The organism is Paraburkholderia sp. ZP32-5 (genome assembly GCF_021390495.1).
Lineage (GTDB): Bacteria > Pseudomonadota > Gammaproteobacteria > Burkholderiales > Burkholderiaceae > Paraburkholderia.
On sequence record NZ_JAJEJP010000001.1, the window covers coordinates 996,172 to 1,022,779 of the forward strand.

A 26,608-nucleotide genomic window follows, 5' to 3' on the forward strand; every position below is an offset into this window, starting at 1 on the left:
CATGGCGATCCGGGGACTCCTTTGGCTCGCGGCGCTGTTCGCCATTGCGGTGGTGCTCGCGGTGGGCGGGCGCTTCGACGCGGGACAGATCATGCTGATCTATCCGCCGTATCGCGTCGACATGTCGCTGAATCTGTTCGTCGTCGGGCTGGTGGTGCTGTTCATCCTGCTGTACGCGCTTACGCGCATCGTCCGCAACATCTGGCGCATGCCGCAGCGCGTGGCCGCGTACCGTGCGCGCTCGCGCGTCGCGAAGGCGCATGCATCGCTGCGTGACGCGATCGGCAATCTGTACGCGGGGCGTTTTTCTCGCGCGGAGAAAGCCGCGAAAGACGCGCTCGCGAACGGCGACAACAAGGGCGCGGCCGGCCTGATCGCGGCCACCGCCGCGCATCGGATGCGCGAATACGGGCGGCGCGACGAATGGCTCGCGCAGATCGATCAGGTCGACTGGCAGGACGCGCGGCTGATGGCCACCGCCGACATGCGCGCCGACGGCCGCGATGCCGACGGCGCGCTGAATGCGCTGACCGAAATGCAATCCACGGGCGCGCGGCGCATTCACGCGCAGCAGATCACGCTGCGCGCGCAACAGCAATTGAAGAACTGGGCCGAAGTGCTGAAGCTCGTGAAGATGCTGGAGAAGCGCGAGGCGATTCATCCGGCGGTCGCGGTGCGGCTGCGCCAGCAGGCGGCGGAGAATCTGCTGCGCGACCGGCGTCACAATGCCGATGCGCTGCTCGAACTGTGGAGTTCGCTGTCGGCGGCCGAGCGTCATTCGCCGCGTCTCGCCGATGTCGCCGCCGAACTGCTGGTCGCGCTGAATCGTCCGCAGGACGCGCGCAAGATCGTCGAGGAAGCCCTTGCGCAGAACTGGGACGCGCGGCTGTTGCGGCGTTATCCGGATACGGCCGGCGGCGACGCGTTGCCGCTGATCCAGAAGGCCGAAGCGTGGCAGAAGGAGCGACCGGAAGATGCCGATCTGATGTTCGCGCTGGGCCGGCTGTGTCTGCATCAGCAGTTGTGGGGCAAGGCGCAGTCGTTCCTCGAACGGGCACTGAAGCTGGCCGACAACGAGACGCTGAAAATCCGCTCGCATCGCGCGCTCGCGCGTCTGCATGAGCAACTGGGCGATACCGATAAGGCCAGCCAGCATTATCGCGAGAGTGCGTTGGCGATGAACGTGGTGTGACGTGCGCGGTGCGTGAGCACCTGGCGCCGCTATCTGATGGCCGCAGCGAATGCTGCGGCCATTTCTTTTTCTGCGGGCACAAGTAACGGGTCGCGGGCCAGCCGTCGATGAGCCACACGCCATGGTCGCGATCTTGGGGCGGACTAAGGCAATAACTTCATCCGGCACTTTCTTCCTGCAATTCCACGCTTTCGGCCAAAACTACACGAGTTGATGCCGTCCGCATAGCGTTCGGCGAAGCGCTGGATAAGATTCCTTACGAAGATTCGAATACCTTGCGGTGGTGTAAATAATTCGCGAATAACGCGTAAGCGGCCCGCAGGTGAGATGGGCGATAACCCAATACAAAACGTCCCTCGTACGAGGTTCCGGGTCAAACGCAGTTTGATCCGCTGCCTCTAACCTTTCCAGGTTGAGGAGCGATTATGGTGACCTTCAAGATCTTCGGACACTTCCTTTGGCTCGTCCGTAAGACCTTTATAACCCGCGGGCCACGTTTGTACTATTCGCAGTTCGGAGAAGACGCGGTGCTGCGCGAGATAATCAGTCCGCAGTGCAATAAGGGAGTTTATGTCGACGTCGGTGCATATCATCCGACGAAATTTTCGAATACGCACGCGCTTTACAAGCGTGGTTGGCGCGGTGTCAACATCGACATGGATCCGGTCAAGATCGAAGCATTCTCGCTTGCGCGGGCCGACGATATGAACGTATGCGCGGCCATTTCGAATGAGAAAGCGGTCAAGGAAATCTACAATTTTTCGGACTATGGATTGACTTCGACAATCGATCCGGACGTAGCGGCAGCCGAAGGCCACGAGCCGGTTGCCGTGCGGACGGTCGAAGCTACCACGTTGAATGACGTTCTGGATCATAGTCCGTACGCCGGCAGTGAAATTGATCTTCTTTCGATCGACACGGAAGGTCACGATTTTGAAGCGCTGCGCTCGATCGATATCAACAGATATAAGCCAAAGATCATTATTGTCGAGTCGGCGTTGACCTCGATAAGAGACGTGATTGATTCCGCGATTTTTCGCTATCTGGAGGAGCGCAATTATCGACTGGTCGGTTGGACTCATTTGTCACTGATCTTCAGGGTCGATAAATCCCGGATATTCCGCTATCAGCTGTAGGATCGCGGTCCGCGGGCGCCGGGACACAGCCGCGCGCCCACGGGCGGCGATTGCGTCGCGAATGCGCCGCAATTCCATGAATACCTCCCCGTAACCCCGGCTTTTCGAGCGATTGATCGCCGTGCCGTTACCCGACAATTTGCAACTATGCGAGGCGGGCAATCGTGCGCGCCTGCCGCCCAAACGACGAAACGGTATTCGTCATCACGCGCACTTTGTCGAGGCAGACATGTCAAGCAACATTACGATCACGGACGAACAGATAGCTGAAATCGCCACCCGGATGGCCGACGAGGGGCAGACGGTGTCGCCGGTGGCGATCTGGTCCGAAGTCCACACCGGTTCGGTGGTCGCGGTGGCCGCGGCCCTGCGCAAGTGGCGCGAAACGCGCGCGCCGCGCGTGCCGCAGGTCGTCGAGCGTCCGGCGCTGCCGGACAGCGTGACCGACGGGATGCGTGACGCGCTCGACCGGCTGTGGACGTCCGCGCAGGACGAGGCCGAGCGCGCTGTGGCACGACGCCTCACCGCGATGCGCCAGCGCGTCGACGAGGCCAGCACCGAGCGCGACGATGCGCTCGCGGAGCTGCAGAACACCGTGCAGGAACTCGATGAGCTGCAAGGTCAACTGGATCAGCTGGCGAACTCCTACGAGCAGAAGGTCAATGTCGTCACGGGTCTGGAAGAGGACATCGCGCTTGCGGTGCAGCGTACCGACTCGGCCGAAAAGCGCGCGCAGGAACTGACCGAGCGCGTCGCGCAGCTCGAAGCAGAACTGGAGCGCGCGCTGGCGGAACTGGCCGCGCGCGACGAAGCGTCCGCTCAAGCGGAAACCAGTGCCGCAGCGCAAGCCGAAGAGGCTAGCGCACCGGCTGAGCTGGCTGAACCGGCCGAGCTGGCTGAGCCGACTGAAACCGTCGAGCCGGCCGAGCTGGCTGCCGCGACCGAACAGATCGAAGCGGAGCGCGTAGCGCGGGAAGCCGCGCATGCGGAAGCAGTCGCCCGTCTGGAAAGCGAGCTGGAAGCGATTCGCGCGGAACTGCAGGCCGAGCAGCAAGCGCACGCGGAGCGCCGGGACGAAGTCGCGGGCGCGCATGCTCAACTGGATGCCGCCGCGCTTGAACTGCAGAGCGCGCAGGTGCAAGTCGCCAGTCTGACCGATGAGCGCGCGGCGGACGCCTCCGAAATCGCGCGGCTGTCGGCAAGTCTCGCCGAGGCGCAGGAACGTGCCGACGCGGAGCAGCAGCGCGCCGACGCCGAACAGCAGCGTGCGGCTGAACTGGTTGAAAGTGCCGAAAGCGCCGCCGTGGCTGCGGAGCCGGTGCTCGAAGAGCCGGCACCGACGGCCGCGGTCGACCTGCAAGAGCTCGAAACGCTGAAGGCGCAAATTACGCGCGACGCGGAAACGCACGCGGCCGCGATTGCCGAAGCACGCGAGACCGTCAAGAAATGGTCCGACTACGCGAACGGACTGAAGCAGCAACTGACGCAGGCCAACGAAAAGACGATCGTCGTGCTGGCTCGTGGCGCAGGCGAAGCAACCCTGAGCCGCCGGCTTTCCGCCGAACTGAGCCTGCTCAAGCCGGATCATGAGCTGCTGAGCAAGGTGGTCCAGCAGCAGGTGATCGTCGAGACGATCACTAATCATCTGGAGAAGCAAGGCTATCGTTACGACGAGAAGACCGGTGTGGTGTCGAAGCTGAACACTGAAAGCGCGCCGGCCTGATCGTAAGCAAGAGTGAGTGATGGCGCGCCGCGAATAGAGCGGCGCGCTTGCTTATCGTTGTGACGTAGTCCCCCTGGCGATGCGGTATGTGCCGACAGGAAGCCGGGATGCCGCGTCCGAATCCGCGAAGATATTCGTCTTCGTGTCGTAAATCTCCATGCCGGTGTTGTTGTCCGCACCCGGCGATCGCGAGATGACATCAGCCTCTGCGCTGATGACGCCAGCGTCTCACCTACAGCTAGCGCATCGGTTCCCCACTTCATCTGCAATCCCGGTCATGCCAACGCACCGCAACGTGCTGTCGCGACCGTAGCCCCGGTCTGAGCCCGACCGATAGCCCGGCGCTCGTAAAACCCGACTTATCCGCTGCAAGCAGAGTGCAGACGCACGCGCGACCCTCCAAAAAAAGCGAGCCAGTCGCACCGCTGTTGCCGGCGGGACGTCTGGACTATTCTTCGAATGACGGCACCGCTCGTGATCCACATCGCCGCGTCTCTCTCACCGCCACCATTCGACCAATGGACGCACACAGCCCGTCTCCCCGCGAAGCACGGACCGCGAACGGCGCGCAACGCTGGCTGCGTTGGCTGCCGGGTGTGTCGATGCTCAGGGAGTATCAGCTCAAATGGCTGCCCAACGACCTGGTCGCCGGACTGGTATTGACCACCATGCTGGTGCCGGTCGGCATCGCCTACGCGGCGGCGTCCGGCGTGCCGGGGGTGTACGGGCTCTACGCGACGATCGTGCCGCTGCTCGTGTACGCGCTGTTCGGCCCGAGCAAGATTCTGGTGCTGGGTCCCGACTCTTCGCTCGCGGCGCCGATTCTCGCGGTCGTCGTGCAGGTCGCGGCGGGCGATCCGTCGCGCGCGATCGCGACGGCCAGCATGATGGCGATCGTTTCCGGTGTGTTCTGTATCGTCGCCGGGCTGCTGCGGCTCGGCTTCATTACCGAACTGCTGTCGAAGCCGATTCGCTATGGCTACATGAACGGCATTGCGCTGGCCGTGCTGATCAGCCAGTTGCCGAAGCTGTTCGCCATCTCGATCGAAGAGCGTGGACCGGTGCAGGACATCGTGAGCCTCGTGCAGGCGATCGGCGCCGGCAAGGCGAACTGGTACAGCTTCGCGGTGGGCGCGGGAAGTCTTCTGCTGATCTTCTTTCTCAAGCGCTTCGAGAAGCTGCCGGGCATCCTGATCGCGGTGATCGTCGCGACGCTGTGCGTGACCGCATTCAAGCTGGACAGCGTCGGCGTCAAGGTGCTGGGCACGATCCCGCAGGGGCTGCCGACCTTCTCACTGCCCTGGTTTAGCGATGCCGACCTGACCAGGATCGCGCTCGGCGGCTGCGCGGTCGCGTTGATCTCGTTCGCGGATACCAGCGTGCTGTCGCGAACCTTCGCCGCGCGCTTTCATAGCCGCGTGGACCCCAATCAGGAGATGGTCGGGCTCGGCGCCGCCAACCTCGCAGCCGGGCTGTTCCAGGGTTTTCCGATCAGCAGCAGTTCATCGCGCACGCCGGTCGCCGAGGCAGCCGGCGCGCGCACGCAAGTCACCGGCGTGGTGGGTGCGCTGGCCGTCGCGGCGCTGCTGCTGCTCGCGCCCAATCTGATGCGCTATCTGCCCAACAGCGCGCTCGCCGCGGTCGTCATCGCGGCGGCGATCGGTCTGTTCGAGATCACGGATCTGAAGCGCATTTATCGCATCCAGCAATGGGAGTTCTGGCTATCGATTGCCTGCTTTGCCGGCGTCGCCGCGTTCGGCGCGATTCCGGGCATCTGCGTCGCGGTGGTGATCGCGGTCATCGAATTTCTGTGGGACGGCTGGCGGCCGCACTACGCGGTGCTCGGGCGCGTGGAAGGTTTGCGCGGCTATCACGATCTGAAGCGCTATCCGCATGCCGAGCGGATCCCCGGGCTGATGCTGTTTCGTTGGGACGCGCCGCTGTTCTTCGCGAACGCCGAGCTGTTTCAGCAGCGCCTGCTCGAAGCGGTCGCCGACTCGCCGCCGCCGATACGGCGCGTGGTGGTGGCGGCCGAACCGGTGACCAGTGTCGACGTGACCTCCGCCGACATGCTGCGCGAGCTGACGCGCACGCTCGCCGCGCAGGGCATTGCGCTGCATTTCGCGGAGATGAAGGATCCGGTTCGCGACAAGCTCAGGCGCTTCGAGCTGTCGGACCTGATCGGCGACGCGTGCTTTCATCCGACCGTCAGCAGCGCGGTCGATGACTATATCGGCGGCTCGGATGATGCGCGGCATGGCGAGCGCGACGATGACGCGTAGCGGTGATTCGAGCGCGGTTCTTTCGGCCCTCGAACAGCCTCAACGGCGACGCGCAAGGCGTCCTGTCTGATCGCATCCGCTATGCAATCTTGTGCCGGAATTTCGTTGAGCACATTCAATAATCGTAATCCTGCCAGATGAGACTGAAGTAATCTGAGCGCTAGCCAGCTCGCCAGGCGAGCTTGTCGCGCCACGTGGGTAAAACGCAGCCGAGCTGCTACCTCCCACATCTGTACGAGCACATTCGCCGTGCTGCCACACACTGCAATCGCGCAATGACATAGCAAATCGCCTTTCCCGAAGGCGCCAGGTCTATCCGTGTTTACGAGACAAAAACAAAACTGATAACATAAAAAAATCTCGTATAATGAGACTTAACGCAGCGATGCAAGGGTTCGTCGCGGCGTCCCAGCATAAAAACGGAGACGACTTTGCCGCAGACTTTCCCCGAACGGGTCAGCGTTCAGGCTTTCGTGGACGCCCAACCCCTTGGCCGCTATCACTGGCGCATCTTCACGCTGTGCGCGCTGTGTCTGGTATTCGACGGCTTCGATGCGCAGGCAATGGGTTTCGTTGCTCCCGGCGTGCGCGAGTCGCTGCATCTTCCGGCGGCGAGTCTCGGCCCGATCTTCAGCGCGAGCCTGGTCGGTATGTTGATCGGCGCGCTGATATTGGGAATTCTGGCGGACCGCATCGGCCGGCGCCCGGTGCTGATCGCCGCGCTGGCGTTCTGCGGCGCGACGATGATCGCCACCGCGGGCGCGCACAGCGCGCAGCAACTACTGGCGGCGCGTTTTACGACCGGCCTCGGTCTGGGCACGCTACTGCCCACCGCGCTCGCGATGACCGCCGAATTCAGCCCGAAGCGTTACCGCGCGACCATCGTCATGTTGATGTCGTTGGGCCTCGTGTCGGGTGCCGTGGTCGGCGGCGTGCTTGCTTCATGGCTGGTGCCCGCGTTCGGCTGGCAGGCGGTGTTCCTGCTCGCGGGCATCGTATCGCTCGCCGGTGCATTGGCATTGCTGCTGATGATGCCCGAGTCGATCCAGTTCCTCGCCGCTAACGAAAGGGCGCCGTTCGAGCGCACCACGCGCGTCGCGCGCGCTTTATCGGGCGATCTCACACTAGCGCGGCTGAACTGGTTCAGCGAACGCGCGGCCGATACCCACGCGGCCGACGGCGATGTACGCGTGAGCCGGCTGTTCAGGAACGGCTACGCGTTGACCACGTTCTCGCTGTGGCTGCTCAACTTCGCCAATCTGCTCGACCTGTATTTCCTGTCGAACTGGCTGCCCACACTGCTGAAAGAGGCGGGACTGCCGCTGCGCGTCGCGGTGATCGCGAGCGCAGTGCTGCAGGCCGGCGGTATTCCCGCCACGGTGCTGCTCGGCTTCGGCACGAGACGCGTCGCGCTCGGCCGTCTGTTGATCGGCAATTTCATCGTGGGTGCGTTGGCTATGGCGGTCATCGGCGGTGTCGTGAACAGCAGCGTGCCGTTGCTGTTCGCCGCGATTTTTGTGTCCGGCTTTTGCGTGGTCGGCGGCCAGTCGGGCGTGAATGCGCTCGGCGCGCAGTGCTATCCCGCGCAGATCAGAAGCACCGGCATGGGCTGGGCATCCGGCATCGGACGGTTCGGCTCGGTGGCCGGCCCGATCGTCGGCGGCGCGCTGCTGGCGCTCGGCTGGGGCGTGCGGCCGGTCTTTTTCGGCGCGGCGTTGGCCGGTGCGTTGTCGGTCGCCGCGGTGCTGCTTCTCGGTCTGGGTACGCGGCTGATCCGCGCGGGCGGCGCGGCTGATGTCGCTCATGCGCCGGCATCGCGCACGCCGATTCCACCGCTCTGATTGGCAATTGCTTTCGCAACTGTTTTGACCGGCGTCGCCGCGCGTACGCCGTCGCCCAGGTTCGCGCAAGTCCCGTTCGCGTGATTCACGCGAGGCGTGAGCCGCATTCGTCTGCTGTCCCCGCTAACCATTCCAACGCAATCAAGAATGAAAAAGCCTCTCTATCTCGCAGCGGTCGTCGGTATGTTCTCGTCGCCGTTGTATGCGCAAAGCAGCGTGACGCTGTACGGCGCGATCGATAACGGTCTGAGCTACATCTCCAACTCGGGCGGCAAGTCGCTCGTGTCGGCGACGACCAACAACATCTACGGCAGCCGCTGGGGCCTGCTGGGCTCGGAGGATCTCGGCGGCGGCATGCGCGCGATCTTCCAGCTCGAAAACGGCTTCAACGCGATGAACGGCACGATCACGCAGGGCGGCACGCTGTTCGGGCGCCAGGCCTATGCCGGACTGAGCGGCGACTTCGGGAAGATTACGCTGGGGCGCCAATACGATTCCGTCGGCGACTTCGTTGGACAGTTCGGCGCGGCGTCGCAATGGGCGGGCGACCGCGGCAACCATCCGGGCGATCTCGACAATCTGCACGGCACTAACCGCACCAACAACGCGGTCAAGTACTTGAGCCCGAAATACGCCGGCTTCACGTTCGGCGGCATGTACAGCTTCGGCGGCGTGGCGGGGCAGATGGCGCGCAACCAGATCTGGTCGATCGGGACCGGCTATGCGAACGGTCCGCTGGCATTGGGCGCAGGGTATCTGAACATCAGAAACCCGAACTATTCGTTCTTCGGCGATACCCAGACCGGCAGCCTCACCGCGTCGAACATGACCAACCTCACGTATTCGGGGTATGCGTCGGCGGGCATCCAGGAAATCTTCGCGCTCGGCGGCCGCTATTCGTTCAGCGACAGCTTCAGGGTCAGCGCGACGTACAGCAACACCCGCTTCGGCGACCTCGGCGCAGAGCCGGGCATTCCGAATCTCGCGCCGCGCGGCTCGACGGCGATTTTCAACAACGCCGAAATCAACATGACGTATTTCGTGGTGCCCACGGTGGCGCTGTCCGCGGCCTACGACTACACGAAAGGCGCGGGCGTCAACGATGCGCTGTATCACCAGCTTTCCGTCGGTGCGGACTATTTCCTCTCCAAGACAACGGATCTCTATCTGACCGGCTTCTGGCAGCACGCGGCCGGCACCGATTCGACCGGCAAGCCTGCCCGCGCGACGATCACCGGTCTGTCGCCGTCATCCAACGCGAACCAGATCGAAGTCAATGCGGGGATCCGCCACAAGTTCTGATCCGAGCGCCCGCGCGATGCGTTGAATATGCGTTGAATATTCCCAACCCAATCCTGGAGAAGCGATGAACACCACCCCAACAGTCAACCAGACGGCTTCGGAAAGCCATCTGCGCGAGCAGGTCGCCGCTTGCACGTTGATGCTCAACGAACTCGAGATTCTCGGCTACAGCGGTCACGTCAGCGCGCGCCTGCAGGGCGATCGCATCCTGATCCAGTCGTTCGACCAGAGTCGCGCGGCGCTCAAACCCGACATGCTGCTGATCTGCGATCTGGATGGCCGCATGCTGTCGGGCCCGGACGGTCAGCGTCCGCCGGCCGAAGTGTTCCTGCACACCGAAATCCTGCGCGTGCGCCCCGACGTCAATTCGGTCGCGCATTTTCATCATGACCGGACCACGGTTTTCACATTGGCGGACGGTCCGCGTCTCGTGGCGATCAAGAACCACGCGGTGCGCTGGGCGTCCGGCATTCCGGTCCACGCCGACCCGAGCCATGTGAACACGGCCGCGCGAGGACGCGCGCTGGCCGCGACGCTCGGCGAGCATCACGCGGCGCTGATTCGCGCGCACGGCCAGGTGGTGGTCGCCGAGAGCATCCCCGCGTTGCTGATCGATTGCGTGCATTTCGTCGAGAACGCGGTCGCGATGTACGACGCGGCCTTGCTGGGTCGCGTGCTGGCGCTGAGCGACGATGAAATCGAGTCGTTCAAGCGCGATCTGAAGCGCGACAAACATATCTCGAAGCTGTGGACCTACTACGTCGGGCGTGCCCGCGCACAAGGACTGCTGCCGTCCGACTGGAGCCTGTAAATGTCCGACGACACCGTTCAGTCAGGCGTGGTTCGCGTCACGCAACTGGTCGACGAGCAACGCATCGGCCGCTTCCTGATCAGCATCATGGTGCTGGGCTTTCTATGCCAGATTGGCGACGGCTACGATCTCGCCGCCGCCGCGTATGCGGCCGTCGGTATCGCGCGCGACTGGCATATCGAGCGCTCGCTGCTCGCGCCGGTGTTCAGCGCGAGTCTCGTCGGCATGATGTTCGGCGCGCCGTTGTTCGGCTTCGTCGGCGACCGGTTCGGCCGGCGCGCCGCGATCATCGTGTGTTCGACGATGTGCGGGCTGTTCTCGCTGGCCACCGCCGGCGCGCATTCGCTGCTCGCGCTCGCCGTGCTGCGCTTCTTTACCGGCATCGGGCTTGGCGGTCTGCCGACCAACACGATCGCGTTGATGGCCGAGTACGCCCCGGCTCGCGCGCGTGCCGTGCTGATCACGTTGATGTTCATGGGCATCACGCTGGGCGGCACCGTGCCGGCGGTCGTCGCGGCCCTCGTGCCGAACGTGACGTGGCACCTGCTATTCCTGGTGGGCGGCGTACTGCCGATCGTCGCGGCGCTGCTGAATTTCGCGTTTCTGCCGGAATCGATGAAGTTCCTTGCGCTCAGGGATCCTCGTCATCCGCAACTGATCACGCTGGCGCGCCGGATGCGGCCGGAGTTGTCGTTGCCAGACAAGGCGAGCTTCATCATCGCGACCCGCAACGCGCAGCGCTTTGCGGTGCGGATGCTGTTCGAGGGCAAGCTGCGCTGGATCACGCCGCTCATCTGGATGTTGTTCATCACGAATCTGATGAGCAATTTCTTTCTCAACAGCTGGATGCCGACGCTGCTGCATGCGTCGGGACTGTCGCCCGCGCAGGCCGCGATTGCCGCGTCGATGTACTACTTCGGTGGCGTGGTCGGTGGTCTCGCGATTGCGGTAGCGCTGGATCGCGGCATGCTCGGCATCGTCGGGGTGTTCATGCTGCTGGCTTGCCCGGCGGTCGCGTGGCTGGGCACGCCCGGGTTTTCGCCGGTGATGCTGAAGCTGTCGGTGTTTCTGGTGGGCGTGACGGTGCTGGGTAATCAGCTCGGCCTGAATTCGGTGGTGGGCTTGAGCTATCCGACCGCGATTCGCGCGAACGGCACGGGCTGGGCGCTCGGGGTCGGCCGGGTCGGCGCGATTCTCGGGCCGCTGGTGGGCGGGCAGTTGATTCACGCGCAGTTGCCGTTGCGGCTGCTGTTCCTTGCGCCGATCGCGCCGCTCGCAATCGGCGCGGTGGCGGCGCTGATATTGCGGCCGCTGGCGCGCGACCGTTTCGCCAGAGTGGAGCCCGCGCAGGCGGCTGAAGAACGTGCTGCCGCGGAGGATGTTCATGCTGATGATGCCCACGCGGCTCGGGCGAAGTCTGCGTAGAAGTCTGGGTGGTTGTTGACGCGAAGTGGCGGCACCGGACGTGAGCGTCCGGTGCCGTTTTGTTTGCTGCTAAGGCGCTGCGCTGCGCGAAATCGCATTAGAAACGATGCCCGCGCAAAACGTCACGCGCTCGGCCACGCGGCTGATCTCATCACTCTTCATCGACGCCTTGCCGATCGTGATGCTCAAGCTGCCGACGATCGCGCCTTCGCTGTCGAACACCGGCGCGGCAATACCGGTGACGCCGGCGGTGACCTGACCTTCGCTGACGTCCCAGCCGCGCTGGCGAATCTGCGCGAGGGTGGCGCGAACCTTCGCGAGCGAATCGCCGAGTTCCGCCTCCTTGAACTCCGCTTCGCGCTCCGCATAGAGGCGCGAAATGGCGCGCGTATGCATATGCGCGAGGATGATGCGCGACGCCGCGCCTCTGAGCAGCGGGCGGTCGCGGCCGCGTTCATAGCCGCTGCTGAACGTCACGCTGGAGCCTTCCTGATGAACACACAGCACCTTGTCGCGATAGCGGCGGCATAGCAGCACGACGCCGGGCACCGCACGCGCAAGCTCGGCCATGATCGGAATGCTCGCGACGATCAGCGGGTCCTGCGTACGCATCTTGTAGTCGAGCTCGGCGACACGCGGACCCAGCGTATAGCCGAGATCGGACAGCGAAGTAATCAGGCCCGCCTCGGACAGGATCTTGACGTAGCGATAGAGGGTCGAGCGCGTGAGTTTGAGTGCGTCGAGCATCTGATCGAAAGTCAGCCCGCTGCTGCTTGCTTCGATCAGATCGAGGACCGAAATCATCCTTTCGAGGCTGCTTTGTGAGGTTGCTGCTTGCATAACCCTTGGGTTGGTTCGGAAGTCGTGACGAGGACCGGTGGCCTGACGCCGGTGTCGCGAAGTGAGCGCTTGAGGTGAGAGCGTTCATCCCGCAGTGTTGGATTGTGTCCATGCCGGTGATCCCGCATTGTACCCCGAATAATGTCGTGAAATTAGGCTTGTATCGGGCTTCCTTGCGCTGGCGCAGTACCGCTGCAGCAGGGAATGCGACCGACATGCGGCGCTCAAATTGAGATGGTGAACTGGTGAATGTTCCGAAAACTGCGCCAAGTTTGCCTAAAATATGACGATCAAAAATCCCATATTAAAAGAAATGTGGTTTATACTTTGCGCTCAACATTGATCCGGCAGGATGCGAGGAGTCGTGAATGGGCAGAGAAGGGCGGTACATCATCGATGACGCGGAGCGCAAGGTCTTCAAGCTGAACCGCGAAGTCCACGTTTCCGAAGATTTGCTTCGCGAAGAAGTAGCGAAGATTTTTTCAAAATGCTGGATTTATGTTGGGCACGCCTCGGAAATCCCAAAACCCGGCGACTTCGTCACGCGGCGCGTGGCCGGCCGCCCGGTCATCTTCTGTCGCGACGGCAAGGGCAACGTGCAGTGCCTGTTCAATACGTGCCGGCATCGCGGCGCGACCGTCTGTACCGAGCGCGCCGGCAATACGCGGCGTTTCTTCTGCGTCTATCACGGCTGGAGCTACGGCAACGATGGCTCGCTCGCCCGCATTCCGGGTGACGACGCGTACGACGAAGGTTTCGAGAAAAGCGAATACGCGCTGAAGCGTCCCGCGCGCTTCGAGTCGTATCGCGACCTGTGGTTCATGTGCCTCGACGCGGACGCGGTGTCGCTCACCGACTATCTTGGCGCCGCCGTGATGGACTACATCGACCTCGTATTCGAACAGTCGCCGTCGGGCCAGATGCAGGTGATTACCGGCTCGCAGGAATACGACGTCGAAGCGAACTGGAAGCTGATGGTCGAAAACAGCGTCGACGATTACCACCTGCCCACCACGCATTCGACGTGGCTGAATTTCATGAAGAACTCCGGTGTCGATATCGAACCGCCGCGAGAAGCCGGCCTCGTGCTGCCCACCAAGGGCTACGCAATCGATCTCGGCAACGGCCACTTCACGACCGACAACGTCAATTTCCGCGGCCGGCCGGTCGCGCGCTGGATTCCGCTGTACGGCGAAGAGGCGAAGGAGGAGATCGAGTCGATTCGCGCCGAACTGGTTGCGCGCCTCGGCGAAGAGCGCGCGGCGCGCGTCGCGGATACCAACCGCAATCTGGTGATCTTCCCGAATCTGGTGATCAACGACGGGTCGTCGGTGACGATCCGCACGTTCTATCCCGACGGGCCGGCGCGCATGCAGGTCACCGCGTGGGCGGCGGGCCCGGTGGAGGAATCGGAATCCGCGCGCGCGCGCCGGCTCGATGCATTCCTGACGTTCTACGGCCCCGGCGGCTTCGCGACGCCGGACGACGTCGAAGCGCTGGAACTCGTGCAGCAGGGTCTCGCCAACTGGCAGGACGACCCGTGGTCCGAAATGTCGCGCGGTCTCAACAAGAGCGAGAGCGAGCAATTGAATAGTGACGAACATCATCTGCGCACGTTCTGGCGGCGCTGGAATGAACTGATGACCGGGAGCGCGCAATGATCAACGCCGACCAGCTTTCCGTGCGCCCGGTGACGCGCGCCGAAGTCGAAGACTTCCTGTTTGCCGAAGCCGAATTGCTCGACACGTGGCAACTCGATGCATGGCTGCAATTGCTGACCGACGATGCCGCCTACCTGGTGCCGTCCAACGATGCGCCGCAAGCGAACCATCGCGACGCGCTGTTCACGATCGCCGACAACGCCGAACGGATTCGCCAGCGCGTGATCCGCATCAAGGATCCGAATTGCCACGCGGAGTTTCCGAAGTCACGCACGCGGCGTTTGCTGGCCAATGTGCGCATCGTCGAGCAAACCGATGAGCAATTGACCGTCACCGCGAATTTCGTCTGCTACCGCTATCGGCGCTATGAACGTATCCGCGAATACGTCGGCCAGTATCGCTATGTATTGGCACGTAGCGAACAGAACCCGCATGGCCTGTTGATCCGCGAGCGCCGCGTGCTGCTCGATGCGCACGAACTGGGTTCGCTCGGCTCGGTTAGCTTCATTCTTTGATCATTCCTTGATCCTGCGCCACCGCGCGCGACTACCTGAAAGGTACATAACATGACGAACAGAGACACGTTGATCAATGAACTGGTGGCGGCGAACCGCATCCTTGCAAACGAAGGCATCGTCGATGGCTTCGGCCACGTCAGCGTGCGCGATCCGGAGAATCCGCAGCGCTATATTCTGGCGCGCGCGCGGCCGCCGGAACTGATCGAGCGCAGCGACATCATGACCTTCGAACTCGACGGCACGCCGGTCGATGCATCGATCGGCAAGCCGTATCTGGAGCGGTATATCCATGGCGCGCTGTACGAAGCGCGTCCCGACGTGCACGCGGTGGTGCACAGCCATAGCCATAGCGTCGCGCCGTTTTCGGTCAGTGGTGCACGCATCCGTCCGATCGTGCATAGCTGCGCGACGATCGGCTGCAACGTGCCGGTGTGGGACGCGCAAACGTCTTTTGGCGACACCAATCTGCTGATCTCCGATATGGCGATGGGCCGCGATTTCGCCAACGTACTCGGCGACAACACCAGCGCGCTGATGCGCGGACACGGCTCGACCGTGGTCGGCGAATCGCTGCGCGCGGTGGTGTACACGGCCGTTTATCTGGAAGTGAACGCGAAATTGCAGATGAGCGCGATGCAGCTCGGCGAAGTGCGTTATCTGAGCGCGGGCGAAATCGAGAAGATCAAGGCGCGACTCAAAGACGCAAAACCGGGCGAAGGTTATGACCGCGCGTGGGAGTACTGGTGCCGTCACGCCGGCATCGAATTCAAGGCGGTTTCCTGAGCGGGCGACGGCACCACGTCTGTTCGCCTTTACGCTCCAGGAACCACGCCATGTCGGACTTTCACATACAACTTGAGGATGGCACCGGCTTCACGTGCGGTGCGCACGATACGCTGACGCGCGCCGGTTTGCGAGCCGGTCTTGCGATGCCGTACGAATGCAACGCGGGCGGCTGCGGGACCTGCCGGTACGAACTGCTGTCGGGCGACGTCGAGGATCGCTATCCGGACGCGCCGGCCCTCACCGAACGCGATCGTCGCAAGGGCCGTCGGCTCGGCTGCCAGTCGGTGCCGAGATCGGACCTCAGGGTGCGTATCAACGTCGAAGCGTGCGCTGCGGCCACGCCCGTACCGCGACGTCTGCACGCGACGCTGACGGGCACGTCGGACATCACGCACGACATCCGCGAATTCCGCTTTCGGCTCGATGAGCCCGCGCCATTTCTGCCTGGACAGTACGCGCTGCTCGAGATACCAGGCGTCGATCGTCCGCGCGCGTACTCGATGTCGAATATCGCGGACGTCGCGAACGTTGCCGACGGCAGCGGCGAGTGGCATTTCCAGATTCGCCGTGTGCCGCAGGGAAGGGCAACGACCGCGCTGTTCGAGCGAGCCGAACCAGGCATGCAGCTCGTGATCGACGGACCTTATGGCAACGCGTTTCTGCGCGAAGACGTGGCGCGCGACATCGTCTGCGTGGCCGGCGGTTCCGGCTTGTCGCCGATGCTATCGATTGCGCGAGGTATGGCCGCATCCGGCGCGCTCGCGCAGCGGCGCCTGCGCTTCGTAATGGGCGGGCGCACGCCTGCCGATATCGGCGGCGAGGAGCAGCTACGCGCGTTGGCGGGCTTCGGCGCGAACATCACTTTTCATCCGGCGATCTCGATGCCCGAGCCGCACTCGCGTTGGACCGGCGCGGTCGGCTTTGCTCACGACATCGCGCTTGCCGAAGCCGGCGAGCGGCCCGCGGATCACGAGTGGTATTTTGCCGGCCCACCGCCGATGGTGATGGCCGTCGAGAGCAGCCTGCGCAATGCGGGCGTGCCTCAGCAGCAATTGCATTTCGATCGCTATTTCTAAACCACCGCCGGACGTCACGCGTGCCGTGCTTGCGCTCATCGTGCAAGCGCTTGCGTGGCGTTTGCGCGGCGGCTTCGCGAGGTCAATCATGAGTCATACCCCCACACGCGTTTGCAGCGTCGCCGACGTGCCGCTCAACTCGATTCGCCGCTTCGAAATCGAAGGCCATGCGATCGCGCTTTACAACATAAACGGCGCCTTCTATGCGACTGACGATGCGTGCACGCACGGCATGTCCAGTCTGTCGGACGGCGAACTGGACGGCGACGTGGTCGAGTGCAGCCTGCATCTGGGCGCATTCCACGTGCCGACCGGCAAGCCCGCGGGCGCGCCGTGCTCGATACCGCTGCAGGTGTACCGCACAGAAGTCATCGATGGCGAGATCAGCGTTTATTGGCTCGCGCGCGATCCGTCATGGGTGCCGATACGGATGCACTAAACCCGGTGCCCAACCCGGGCACGGATGAACCCCTTTGCATTGATCCCGGCGCGCTCGCGCGCAGTGTTTGCCGTACTCGCGAGAACCCTTTAACCCGAGAAGGAAACGACCATGGAACAGGCACAAACCATCGCTCAACCCGCTAAAGTCGACTACGCGCGCATCGCGACGGAAGAAGCATTCGCACCGCCCGAGATGCTGAAAATCTGGCGCAAGATTCTCGACGGCGCCGATCCCGATCCGGGCTTCGTCAGTCTGATCGGTTTTTATATGAGCAGCCCGAGCGCGCGTGCGCGGCATATCATCGAATGTTTGCAGGATCTCGACCAGTTGCGGCTGCAACATATGGATGAAGCCGGCATCGACCGTCAGGTGATCGCGTTGACGTCGCCCGGCGTTCAGGTCATGGATAAGGACACGGCGGTGTCGTTTGCGCAGGTTGCCAACGACCAGTTGTCGGAAGCGGTGCGCAAGCATCCGACGCGCTTTTCCGGCATGGTGGCGATCGCTCCGCAAGATCCCGCTGCCGCGGCGAAGGAAATCGAGCGTGGCGTGCAGGAGCTGGGTCTGACCGGCATTATCGTCAACTCGCACACGCAGGGCGAGTACCTGTCGGACCCGAAGTTCTGGGAGATCTTCGAAGCAGCGCAAGCGAACGACACGCCGATTTATCTGCATCCGAATACGCCGCCGCGCAACATGATCGGGCCGTTTCTCGAATGCGGACTCGACGGCGCCATCTACGGTTTCGGCGTCGAGACCGGTATGCATGCATTGCGTCTGATTACCGCCGGCGTGTTCGACCGCTTTCCGAAGCTGCAAATCATCCTCGGGCACATGGGTGAAGCGCTGCCGTTCTGGTCGTATCGGCTCGACTACATGCATCGCGCGACGGTGGTATCGAAGCGCTATGCGAGCATGCAGCCGATCAAGAAGAAGCCGAGCGAGTACCTGCGCGAGAACTTCTACATCACCAATAGCGGCGTAGCGTCGGAACCGGCGATCAAGTTCACGCAGGATATGATGGGCGCCGACCGGGTTATGTACGCTATGGATTACCCGTATCAGCATGCGGTCGAGGAAGTGAGTATTCTCGACGGCATGGCGATCAGCGCCGAGGACAAGAAGCGTTTCTTCCAGAGCAATGCGGAAGCGGCGTTCCGTCTGAAATAGGCACTGTTTTCGCCCGGCACGCCCATCAACGAAGAATAAAAGGAAGACGACGCCGTGATCGTGTTACAGGACCGAACCTCGCCCGCCATGGCGGCACTTGCTCCCCCGGATGGCATGGAGTCGCCGCGACGCCAATGGGCCGTGTTCGCGGTTCTGCTCGGCACCTTTCTGGCCACGCTCGATGCGGCGATCGCCAATATCGCCGTGCCGGTGATTGCGCACGAGTTCGGCAGCACGGCGTCAACGTCGATCTGGGTCGTCAACGCGTATCAGCTGGCGGTGGGCGTCGCCGTGCTGCCGCTCGCCGCACTCGGCGAGCGGCTCGGCTACAAGCGCATCTTCATGAGCGGCGTGGCGGTATTTACGCTCGCGTCGGTCGCGTGCGCAATGGCGCCGTCGATCGGCGCGCTGATCGCCTTTCGCGTGTTGCAGGGCCTGGGCGGCGCCTGCGTGAGCGCGCTGACGCCCGCGCTGCTGCGCCATGCGTTTCCTCATCGGATGATCGGACGCGGCATCTCGCTGCTCGCGTTGGTCGTGGCGATTTCATCGTCGCTCGGACCGAGTGCCGCGGCGGCGATTCTGCGTGTCGCCGATTGGCGCTGGCTGTTCGGCGTAAATATTCCGGTCGGCGTGTGCGTGCTGATGCTGACCAGTCTCGCGTTGCCGCGTCTTGAGGGCGTGGCGCGGCCGTTCGATACAGTCGGTGCGTTGCTTGGCGGCGTGACGCTGACGCTGCTGATCATCGGCGTCGGCGGGCTCGGCGATCGCGCGGCCACGCCATATGCGCTGGCGGAGCTAGGCGCGGCGCTCGTGTTCGGCGGTGTGCTGTGTGTCCACACGAAGCGAGCCGCCGCACCGTTGGTGCCAGTCGACCTGCTGCGTATCCCGGTGTTTTCGCTATCGATGATTACGTCGATCTGCTCTTACGCCGCGCAAGCACTCGCGCTGATTTCGCTGCCTTTTCTGCTCGAACATCAGTTCGCGCGCAGCACGTCGATAGCCGGTCTGCTGATTACGCCGTGGCCGCTTGCAATCGTCTTTATCGCGCCGATCGCCGGGCGGCTATCGGATCGATATCCGGGGGGCGTACTCGGCTCGATTGGGATGCTGGTGCTGGCCGTGGGGCTCGCGTTGACCGCGACGATGCCGTTTTCCGCCACCGATGCGCAGATCGCGTGGCGCATCTTGCTGTGCGGCATCGGCTTCAGCCTGTTCCAGACACCTAACAACCGGATGCTGCTGACGGCGGGCCCACGGGAGCGCAGCGGAGCAGCCGGCGGAATGATGACGATGGCGCGGTTGATCGGCATGACGCTCGGCGCGGCGGTCGCCGCGCTATTGTTCGCGCTCAGCGCGGATCATGGCGGCGTGATGGCACTGGTCGCCGGTGCGGTGTTTGCGGTGGCGGGTGGTGTGGCGAGTTGTTTGCGGCTGGTTAGTGCGAGGCGATAAGCCGGGCAAGTTGGGCGTGCGAGCGTATTCGAATTCGCGCGATAACTTCGTGTATGAATTCGTATATGACTTCGCGGTATCACGGCCGGCTGTTGATTAATACAGGTGCAGATGGCGACGTGTCGGCGTTTGTTTGAAATAGTCGCGCGTCAGCAGAACATCCGTTAGCAGCGGCATGTTGCGTGCGTGCTTTTGCGCATCGTGTGAGTCTGGGTCGCTGAAGGTCAGATCGACATCGACTGGGAACCGGCTCATCGGCAGACTCGAAGCACGATAGCGATAGTGGTGTTGAAGAACCTGCGAAGGTGCCACCCCGAGGTTATTGCCGGGTTGCCGGTCGCCGTCGCCATCGATCCAGTAGCCGATGTCGAGAGGGAACAGATCTTCCAGCGCCGAGCGGGAGATCTCCGCCATCGGTGGACTGAATCGCATCGTGAAGACCCTTGGCACCTGTTTCACTTTCATGCGATTGGCCATCGGAGCGGTCGGATCGTCCGTGATGAATAGCGTGATTTTCGTGTGGGGGAATGTTGAATTCTCGAAGGAATATTCGGTGCCTATGGTTCCTCGCAGAGGGGTTGCGGTGAGGTGTTGGCCGAATACTTTGTGTGCGAGATCGAATGGGTGGTCGTCTCGTAGGATTGACATTGCTGTGGTTAGTATTTTTAGGGCTGTGTTGCGTGGGGTGGGGCTGCGGGGTGGTTGGGTCATGGGAGGGTTGGTGGAGTTCTTTCAGTGAGCGTGAACGACTTCCGCGCGGGCGTAGGTGTCTTCTTCATTGAGCTGGCTTTTTTGGCTGGTTTCGAAGCTGGTCGGAGTGCAGGGCCATTGTCCCGGCCGCTGACACGTTGCTGCTCGCGGCTCAACGTCGATTTTGTTCGCGGCGTTCGGGTTTGAGCGAGGAATAGTCGCGAGTCAGGAGAACGTCCATTAGCACTGGCGTTTTGCGTGCGTTCTCCCTCAGATCCTGCGGGTCGGGGTCGCCGAATGCCAGTTGAACATCGACCGGAAATCGGCTGGTCGGCTGGTTCGAAGCACGATAGCGATAGTGATGCAGACGAACCTGCGGTGGTATTGCTCCCATGTCGTTGCCGGGTCGTCTGTTTCCCTCACCATCGACCCAGTAGCCGATGTCGAGCGGGAAAAGATCTTCCAACGTCGAGCGGGTGATTCCGTCCATCAGTGGGCTAAACCGGATCGTGAAGACTCTCGGGATCCGCCTGGCCCTCATGCGATCGGCTGTGCGGTCGGATGGATCGATCGTTACTAATAGGGTGATTTGCGTGCCGGGGAAAGCCAAGTTCTCGAAGGAATACTCCGTTCCAGCGGAACCGTTGAGGGGCTCCGCGGCAAAAATTTTGCCGAATATTAGATGTGCGGGATCAAACTGCTGATCGTCGCGCAGGATGGCCATTGCCGTGGTCAGTATCCTGAGTGCCATATCGCGCTGTGCGTCGGTAACAGGCTGTCTCATATCAGCTCCTTGCTCCGATGGTCCTGATGGCGTCGACATATTGGGCTGTGCATGTACCGGGATTGCGAACGAGAGGATCGTTAGCGTTCTGCCAATAAGCCTGAACCACTTCCGCGCATGCGTAGGCATCTTCTTCATGGAGTTGGCTCCTGTAGCCGGTTTCGAATCGCGCCATTTTTTGTGCGGTTTCAGGAGAGATGTTCAGCAGGTCGCAGACCTTCTTTTCGGCAAAAGGGATATCCCGCCTGACATATTCCCAGCCGAACTTGTCCTGCATGTAGGAAATCAGCCAGTAGTAATGAAACACCAGCATCCTGTGCAAGCTGATGTGGACGCGATGATCGTCTGGCATGGGTGTTGCCCCAGCCGCCGCGAAGGCGCTTTTGAACGTTGATGACGCATATACTTCCCGTATGTTCGGCAGATCCCCGTAGTCGCCCGGAAAATGCTGGAGGAGGGAAAACATCCAGAAGTACTGCTGGCAGTGACGGGCCTCGTGATACAGCGTATCGGCAAACGACCTGAGGCGGTCACCCAAGGAATCCGGCTGGTCTTTAACTTCAACGATGCGCGCAATCTCACTCTCGTTGACAACGACAAGCCAGTCTCCCCCTACAAACGCCGCGCTGACATCCTGCCTTAGGCCGTACTGCTCCGCGCGATCTGGACCAATGATCACAATTTTCGGTATAGCATCATCACTGTCCGAGGGCGAGGTATAGCTTTGTGGCAATCCAAAGGGACCTGTTCGAAGTGCGTTGTGCAGTGACTGCTTGACCGCGTTTTGAATCGCCGCCTTGGAGTTGGAAGTTAGCGGCCAGGTAACTCGCGACCAATCAATTCCCTTCAACGCTGCTTTTATCGCAGCCGTATATGCCCTGGTCACCGGGTATTCAACGCCTTTGCGCATCGACATGCCCGCCGGCGCATCACTCTCTCGCGCACCGTTGATGAAGTGATGAAACCGCAACCCGAAGTTCATCGGATCACAGGACACGAATTCAGGTGGCTTGTCTTCTGTCGTTGCGCCCTGACTGGGTGTTGCGGTGAGCTTTCCAGCGACCTTGGCACTGCGCTTTTCAGCGTTGGGCCCGGCGCCTCTGAATGGCTCATCTGTTTCCCGGATGACAGCCCCTTTACTGAGAGCAATGACCTTGTCTGGCTCACTCGCCGCGAACAGTTCGACTGTCGCGAACCCGGGCACATTGCTCGTGACCAGACGCGTTTCCCCAAGCGCATTTGTGACACCCCTGATCACCTGACCATCATCCAGCGTGATCCGGTACGGCTGCCCTGCAAGTGCGAAGCCGGTATCGTGTTCGATCAGCACGTAATGCGCGGCCAGCCGGCCGGGTTTATCAGGTGTCACCGGCGTGCTGACGGGTAGGGCCACCGGCACATCTCTCTGATGACTCGCTGCATGGACCCGATGCTCACCCTCTGTATAGACCCGATACCCCTGCGCGTTGATCACCACCTTCGTGGTGCCTGCCTGGAACACGATCTCGTTGCTGGCGATCAGATTGATCGAGTCCGTCCTGCTGATGATGCTGACAACACGCTGCGCAATGACCTCGACGTCATCGCTTTGCGCCTCGATCAGTACCTTGCCCGCTGCCGCCCTGATCCGGATGCCGAGGTTCTGCGTAAATATCCGCACGCCATTGACCGCCGATGCCAGCAGCGATTTCAGCGCTGCGATGCTGACATGCTCGCCTGCCGTGAGCGCAACGTGTTCAGCACTCGCCAGATGCGCGCTTTGTGCAGCCGTGATGCCGACACCCGCCGCACTGGCCAACACAATGTCCGGCCTCGCGAGTTGTGGAAACGGCGCGCTTTCGTTCGGTACAGCCCCGCGTATCGCATCGTTCTGCGCCCCGATCGCATCCGATACATCGCCCTGACTGGTCTTCGGTTCCTGCGCCTCATACCGTCGCGCGAGACCGGCAAGACCCTCATGGATATCGCGCGCCTGTGTGAGCCGTGAGACGGCCTCGCTCAGATCCTTCGCGGGCGCGTTGGCACCGTCGCGTGCATCGCTGGTAATCAGCAAGCCCCGGTTGGCCCGCGCGACACCCCACGCACCGGTCGCCAGTTCCCACCCTTCGCCGCGCGCCTCCTGCCGGCCGGCTTTACGCACGATGCGCGTGTTGTAGCCGAGCACGAGCCGCGACTGCGCGTGATCGCTGGCGAGCTGGGCCTGAAGCTGCTTCGGCGTGTCATCCAGCACAAAGTGATTGGACTGGCCGTGATAGCCGCATTCGAGATCGCGGCTGACGATGCCTGAGAGCGCCCGATTATCCGGCAGCTTCCAGGGCGGCTGGTTCCATGCGTTGACCATCCGGTCGGAAACGTACGGCTTGTCCGGGTCGTCTTCGTGATAGCTGACGGTGACTTCCTGACCGGTACGTGGCAGGTAGATCGCGCCGAACCCGTTGCCCTGCCACGGTGATGAAACACGCAGCCAGCAGGTGGCGTTCTCGTCTTTTGGGCCAAGCCGGTCCCACACGAAGCGGACCTTCACACGCGCATACCCATCGACCCAGACGCGCTGATTTTCAGGGCCGACGACGATGGCCGTTTCGCGGGCGCAGTGCGGCTTCTTCTTCGGACGGTTCCTGAAGAACGTATTGGCAGGTTGCAGCACGAAACCGGTCACGCAGCGGCGAGGTTCATCGTTCGCTTCCTGGCTGCCAGACTCCGTGCTCTGCGCCGGATTACGGATATCAAGCGTCGTCGACACAACCAGATACTCGGCATTGACCTCCCGCTGCGGATGCTCATCGAGCCAGAACGTCTTCCCCGTTGTCAGCCCGCGCAGATTGCCGCGTCCCTTCAGACGCAGACCACGGCTGCGCATCGCATCGACGCGCACGCTCGCAAGATAGCCGGCTTCGTCCTGACAGTTATTGGGCGCACCCGACAATCCCGCCGCACCGGCGAGCGGCTGCGAAAAATCACCCCATCCGTGCTGTTCGATGTTGTCGTGCGCGCTGTCGCTATGGTCCGCAAACCCACCATCGAATTGCGCGGCAGGACGCGTGTAATCGTAATCAGTCAGGCTGACCCTGCCCGCTGTAATACGACGCGAGACCTGGAGCTGGTAGATATGATCTTCATCGACGTGATGGCTGTCGGGCGCGCGATAGCGGATCCGGTCGTACACGTTGCAGTGCCTTTTGTGCGAACCGGGTGAATCGCACAGCACCAGCGTCATGCCGTCGAAGAGGTAGTAGATGCCCCATTCCCGCCAGATGCGTGTGAGGAAGTCGAAGTCGGATTCCCACATCTGACGCACGTAATCGCGCTTGGGATAACTGCTCCCCATACCGGGGCCACCAATCTCCATCACAACCTGCCAGGGATAGTGCACGCTGAGTAGCCGATCGGTGATGTCGACGACGCTCGCTTCCTGGAAGATCCGGCTCTCGCGGTTCTTCGTGGCGAGCCACAGCCAGGGGCGCACGGTGAAGCGGTAGTAAGCGCGGCGGGCGTCGGTGCCGGTCAGCGCGACGTCTGTAATGAGGCCGGAAATCGTACGGCGGCTAATCCCTGCATCAACCACATCGACTGCATCGCCAGACCCCAGCACCTCGCTGCCAAAAAACCCACCATCCGCAAAATCAATCGAAACATCAACAACCTGCCCGATCAGGTCATCCGGCACAACAAGTTCCTGCGCCTGCCATCGCGACAGCGTCGGCCTCTCAACCGTCACCACATCAAGCGCATACCGATAGAGCCGACCGAGTGTTTCAGTACCGCGCAGACGCATCGGCGCCAGCACGGGTTGACCGCCCCAAGTCGGCAGGGCGTCTCCAGAAATACCTAATGTGCGGTGCTGTAATGGTTTGAGCATGCGTACGTCGCGTAACAGGACGAACGCCAGTATCGAAAGCGCATGCTCCGCTGTCTATCGGATTTGGACTAAAATTTAGCCCAAGTAAGAAAAACCATGAATTGAGGCACTCGCCCAGTGTGGTCGTGCATTGCATCGATGAGTGACCGCGTTTTCAGATATCAATCTCTCAGCATGCGCAGCCGCTCGTCGAGCAGTATCGGATCGCGGATAGTGTTTAGCGGCTGCGCGTGCACGCAGGTTCGCGATTGGTCGGTAAGACGGCGAACGATATCGATCTGTCAGCCGATCCAGGTCTCGGTATTCTCGGCTTCGTGGATAACCAGGACGAAGAACTGAGCGGGCAGGCGATTGCCGAGGGACATCGCCTTCTGATACGCGGGGACGCGCGCGACACGTGCTCACTTATCAACAACGTAGAAGTGTCCCCCTAACAATTGAACGACATTCAAGGGCGCCCCATCGAGAATAGGTTCAGCGCGCTCGTTCCAGGCAGGCGAACGTTTGTCAGCCGGCAGCAGAATCTCGTCGGATTGATCAAAGACGAGGAGTCGCTTGAATCCGATCATGGGGTTGCCGCCCCAATCGAACGATGGCAGGACGTTGCGCTGTTGCCAGACGGTTGACTGTGCTTCCTTGAGATATTCGTTCTTCTTCAGCACAAAATGTATTTCATTTGAAATCCTGTCGGCCCATGCAGCAGTAGGTAGACAGAGCGCGAGGCACACAGGAAAGGTCAGAACGGAGAGTGCGCTTCGCCATCTTTTGTGACGGACAGATGCAACAAGTGACCACAACGCGCAAATCAACACAATAGCGACGAATATGCCAAAGGGCACGGCCCAGAACGGACAAAGCAGTGAAAAGGCGTAGGCCGCCACAGGCCAACTCATCACGAAGAATACCCACGCAAGGACGAGCATCCCCGTGGCTAAAGGCCAAACCGCAAGGCGATCCGAAAGGTTTTGAGTTTTCATCGTTGCTGGCTAACGGACTGGATGAAGCGGCGGCTTTGTATGTACGGTTGCACTTTGTTCGGTACTCGGCGCGATCTTTCACCATTCCGCACAGCGGGCACTCGGAGTCGGAGATTGTGACATTTGATCGATCTACTCTCGCTGAGTTGATTTGAGTCGAGATAGCCAAACGTTTAGCAGCGGATACAGCGTTCGGGTCCACGTCGCCGCTAGTCGATTGTCAACGCATCTGCGAGTGATGTTGAAGGCTTTAACGTTTGCCAGGCACTGTCGTATGTAAAAAACATTATTAGATTAGCAATGTCTTTATAAAAAACTACGATTGACCATGTTTCCAGTCATGATTTATCAGGTAGTCTCTCGTCTCGCGAATCCGGATTTAATCGCAATACGTTGAGCAATTCCGAAGCAATTCGCGTACAGTCGAAAGAAAATTGAATGAGAATCGTAAATAAAGATATCGATCTCAAACCACACAAGATTCATCACGGGTGATAACAATGAGAAAACGTGCGCAGCAGCACGCGTTGACGGCATTCGCTCTCTCCATGCTACTTGCTGGGTGTGGAGGCGGCGGAGGGGGAGGAGGGAATAATCCGCCGGTTTCCTTGTCAGCCGACCAGAAGGCTTCTGAGCAATTC

General features: G+C 61.6%; 20 protein-coding genes. 15 read left to right on the forward strand and 5 right to left on the reverse strand.

The annotated features are described in order from the left end of the window. Window position 1: 1 nt before the first annotated feature. The 8 genes from L0U82_RS04235 (at window position 2) to L0U82_RS04270 (ending at window position 11,712) form a co-directional block, all read left to right on the forward strand. Window positions 2–1,192: a heme biosynthesis protein HemY gene (locus tag L0U82_RS04235; protein WP_233828708.1), complete on the forward strand. Its 1,191-nt coding sequence runs from the start codon at window positions 2–4 to the stop codon at window positions 1,190–1,192. Window positions 1,193–1,617: 425 nt separating this feature from the next. Further along, on the forward strand, window positions 1,618–2,328 hold the full coding sequence (locus L0U82_RS04240; RefSeq protein WP_233828709.1) for an FkbM family methyltransferase: 711 nt from the start codon (window positions 1,618–1,620) through the stop codon (window positions 2,326–2,328). A 229-nt stretch (window positions 2,329–2,557) separates the two neighbouring features. After that, window positions 2,558–4,051 (forward strand): DNA-binding protein, encoded by a 1,494-nt coding sequence (locus tag L0U82_RS04245; RefSeq protein ID WP_233828710.1) that lies wholly within the window; start codon window positions 2,558–2,560, stop codon window positions 4,049–4,051. A 518-nt stretch (window positions 4,052–4,569) separates the two neighbouring features. Continuing rightward, window positions 4,570–6,333: a SulP family inorganic anion transporter gene (locus L0U82_RS04250; protein WP_233828711.1), complete on the forward strand. Its 1,764-nt coding sequence runs from the start codon at window positions 4,570–4,572 to the stop codon at window positions 6,331–6,333. A 431-nt stretch (window positions 6,334–6,764) separates the two neighbouring features. Then, window positions 6,765–8,174, forward strand: a complete 1,410-nt coding sequence (locus L0U82_RS04255; protein WP_233828712.1) for an MFS transporter — start codon at window positions 6,765–6,767, stop codon at window positions 8,172–8,174. A 147-nt stretch (window positions 8,175–8,321) separates the two neighbouring features. After that, a complete protein-coding gene (locus L0U82_RS04260; RefSeq protein WP_233828713.1) occupies window positions 8,322–9,476 on the forward strand; it encodes a porin in 1,155 nt (384 codons plus the stop codon). Between the two features lie 64 nt (window positions 9,477–9,540). Next, on the forward strand, window positions 9,541–10,287 hold the full coding sequence (locus tag L0U82_RS04265; RefSeq protein ID WP_233828715.1) for a class II aldolase/adducin family protein: 747 nt from the start codon (window positions 9,541–9,543) through the stop codon (window positions 10,285–10,287). Then, window positions 10,288–11,712, forward strand: coding sequence for an MFS transporter (locus tag L0U82_RS04270; protein ID WP_233828717.1), 1,425 nt, complete (start codon window positions 10,288–10,290; stop codon window positions 11,710–11,712). It begins immediately after the preceding gene. A gap of 69 nt (window positions 11,713–11,781) precedes the next feature. Here the strand turns inward: L0U82_RS04270 and L0U82_RS04275 are convergent, their stop codons facing one another. Then, a complete protein-coding gene (locus L0U82_RS04275; protein WP_233828719.1) occupies window positions 11,782–12,516 on the reverse strand; it encodes an IclR family transcriptional regulator in 735 nt (244 codons plus the stop codon). A gap of 404 nt (window positions 12,517–12,920) precedes the next feature. Between L0U82_RS04275 and L0U82_RS04280 the strand changes: the two genes are divergently transcribed. The 7 genes from L0U82_RS04280 to L0U82_RS04310 all read left to right on the forward strand — a co-directional run bounded on the left by L0U82_RS04280 (window position 12,921) and on the right by L0U82_RS04310 (window position 19,657). Next, window positions 12,921–14,213 (forward strand): aromatic ring-hydroxylating oxygenase subunit alpha, encoded by a 1,293-nt coding sequence (locus tag L0U82_RS04280; RefSeq protein WP_233828721.1) that lies wholly within the window; start codon window positions 12,921–12,923, stop codon window positions 14,211–14,213. Continuing rightward, on the forward strand, window positions 14,210–14,728 hold the full coding sequence (locus L0U82_RS04285; RefSeq protein WP_233828723.1) for an aromatic-ring-hydroxylating dioxygenase subunit beta: 519 nt from the start codon (window positions 14,210–14,212) through the stop codon (window positions 14,726–14,728). Before L0U82_RS04280 ends, L0U82_RS04285 begins: the two co-directional genes overlap by 4 nt. Window positions 14,729–14,779: 51 nt before the next feature. Continuing rightward, on the forward strand, window positions 14,780–15,514 hold the full coding sequence (locus L0U82_RS04290; protein WP_233828725.1) for a class II aldolase/adducin family protein: 735 nt from the start codon (window positions 14,780–14,782) through the stop codon (window positions 15,512–15,514). A 50-nt stretch (window positions 15,515–15,564) separates the two neighbouring features. Continuing rightward, entirely contained in the window at window positions 15,565–16,593 is a 1,029-nt protein-coding gene (locus L0U82_RS04295) for a 2Fe-2S iron-sulfur cluster-binding protein (protein ID WP_233828726.1), read from the forward strand. 88 nt (window positions 16,594–16,681) lie between these two features. Beyond that, complete coding sequence (locus L0U82_RS04300; protein ID WP_233828727.1) at window positions 16,682–17,032, forward strand: non-heme iron oxygenase ferredoxin subunit; 351 nt, start codon at window positions 16,682–16,684, stop codon at window positions 17,030–17,032. 111 nt (window positions 17,033–17,143) lie between these two features. After that, a complete protein-coding gene (locus tag L0U82_RS04305; protein ID WP_233828728.1) occupies window positions 17,144–18,205 on the forward strand; it encodes an amidohydrolase family protein in 1,062 nt (353 codons plus the stop codon). A gap of 54 nt (window positions 18,206–18,259) precedes the next feature. After that, window positions 18,260–19,657, forward strand: coding sequence for an MFS transporter (locus tag L0U82_RS04310; RefSeq protein WP_233828729.1), 1,398 nt, complete (start codon window positions 18,260–18,262; stop codon window positions 19,655–19,657). Window positions 19,658–19,753: 96 nt separating this feature from the next. Here the strand turns inward: L0U82_RS04310 and L0U82_RS04315 are convergent, their stop codons facing one another. The 4 genes from L0U82_RS04315 to L0U82_RS04330 form a co-directional block, all read right to left on the reverse strand. Further along, entirely contained in the window at window positions 19,754–20,368 is a 615-nt protein-coding gene (locus tag L0U82_RS04315) for a hypothetical protein (protein ID WP_233828730.1), read from the reverse strand. 151 nt (window positions 20,369–20,519) lie between these two features. Continuing rightward, the gene (locus L0U82_RS04320) at window positions 20,520–21,131 is read right to left on the reverse strand and encodes a hypothetical protein (protein WP_233828731.1); all 612 of its coding nucleotides are present in this window, start codon (window positions 21,129–21,131) and stop codon (window positions 20,520–20,522) included. A gap of 1 nt (window position 21,132) precedes the next feature. Further along, window positions 21,133–24,990, reverse strand: a complete 3,858-nt coding sequence (locus tag L0U82_RS04325; protein ID WP_233828732.1) for a type VI secretion system Vgr family protein — start codon at window positions 24,988–24,990, stop codon at window positions 21,133–21,135. A 401-nt stretch (window positions 24,991–25,391) separates the two neighbouring features. After that, window positions 25,392–25,967, reverse strand: coding sequence for a hypothetical protein (locus L0U82_RS04330; protein ID WP_233828733.1), 576 nt, complete (start codon window positions 25,965–25,967; stop codon window positions 25,392–25,394). Window positions 25,968–26,608 lie beyond the last annotated feature (641 nt).

Excerpts from the sequence above, each read along its gene's own strand:
- L0U82_RS04235 (WP_233828708.1), top strand. The coding sequence starts at position 2 with ATGGCGATCCGGGGACTCCTTTGGCTCGCGGCGCTGTTCGCCATTGCG.
- L0U82_RS04240 (WP_233828709.1), top strand. The coding sequence starts at position 1,618 with ATGGTGACCTTCAAGATCTTCGGACACTTCCTTTGGCTCGTCCGTAAG.
- L0U82_RS04245 (WP_233828710.1), top strand. The coding sequence starts at position 2,558 with ATGTCAAGCAACATTACGATCACGGACGAACAGATAGCTGAAATCGCC.
- L0U82_RS04250 (WP_233828711.1), top strand. The coding sequence starts at position 4,570 with ATGGACGCACACAGCCCGTCTCCCCGCGAAGCACGGACCGCGAACGGC.
- L0U82_RS04260 (WP_233828713.1), top strand. The coding sequence starts at position 8,322 with ATGAAAAAGCCTCTCTATCTCGCAGCGGTCGTCGGTATGTTCTCGTCG.
- L0U82_RS04265 (WP_233828715.1), top strand. The coding sequence starts at position 9,541 with ATGAACACCACCCCAACAGTCAACCAGACGGCTTCGGAAAGCCATCTG.
- L0U82_RS04270 (WP_233828717.1), top strand. The coding sequence starts at position 10,288 with ATGTCCGACGACACCGTTCAGTCAGGCGTGGTTCGCGTCACGCAACTG.
- L0U82_RS04275 (WP_233828719.1), bottom strand. The coding sequence starts at position 12,516 with ATGATTTCGGTCCTCGATCTGATCGAAGCAAGCAGCAGCGGGCTGACT.
- L0U82_RS04280 (WP_233828721.1), top strand. The coding sequence starts at position 12,921 with ATGGGCAGAGAAGGGCGGTACATCATCGATGACGCGGAGCGCAAGGTC.
- L0U82_RS04285 (WP_233828723.1), top strand. The coding sequence starts at position 14,210 with ATGATCAACGCCGACCAGCTTTCCGTGCGCCCGGTGACGCGCGCCGAA.
- L0U82_RS04290 (WP_233828725.1), top strand. The coding sequence starts at position 14,780 with ATGACGAACAGAGACACGTTGATCAATGAACTGGTGGCGGCGAACCGC.
- L0U82_RS04295 (WP_233828726.1), top strand. The coding sequence starts at position 15,565 with ATGTCGGACTTTCACATACAACTTGAGGATGGCACCGGCTTCACGTGC.
- L0U82_RS04300 (WP_233828727.1), top strand. The coding sequence starts at position 16,682 with ATGAGTCATACCCCCACACGCGTTTGCAGCGTCGCCGACGTGCCGCTC.
- L0U82_RS04305 (WP_233828728.1), top strand. The coding sequence starts at position 17,144 with ATGGAACAGGCACAAACCATCGCTCAACCCGCTAAAGTCGACTACGCG.
- L0U82_RS04315 (WP_233828730.1), bottom strand. The coding sequence starts at position 20,368 with ATGACCCAACCACCCCGCAGCCCCACCCCACGCAACACAGCCCTAAAA.
- L0U82_RS04320 (WP_233828731.1), bottom strand. The coding sequence starts at position 21,131 with ATGAGACAGCCTGTTACCGACGCACAGCGCGATATGGCACTCAGGATA.
- L0U82_RS04325 (WP_233828732.1), bottom strand. The coding sequence starts at position 24,990 with ATGCTCAAACCATTACAGCACCGCACATTAGGTATTTCTGGAGACGCC.
- L0U82_RS04330 (WP_233828733.1), bottom strand. The coding sequence starts at position 25,967 with ATGAAAACTCAAAACCTTTCGGATCGCCTTGCGGTTTGGCCTTTAGCC.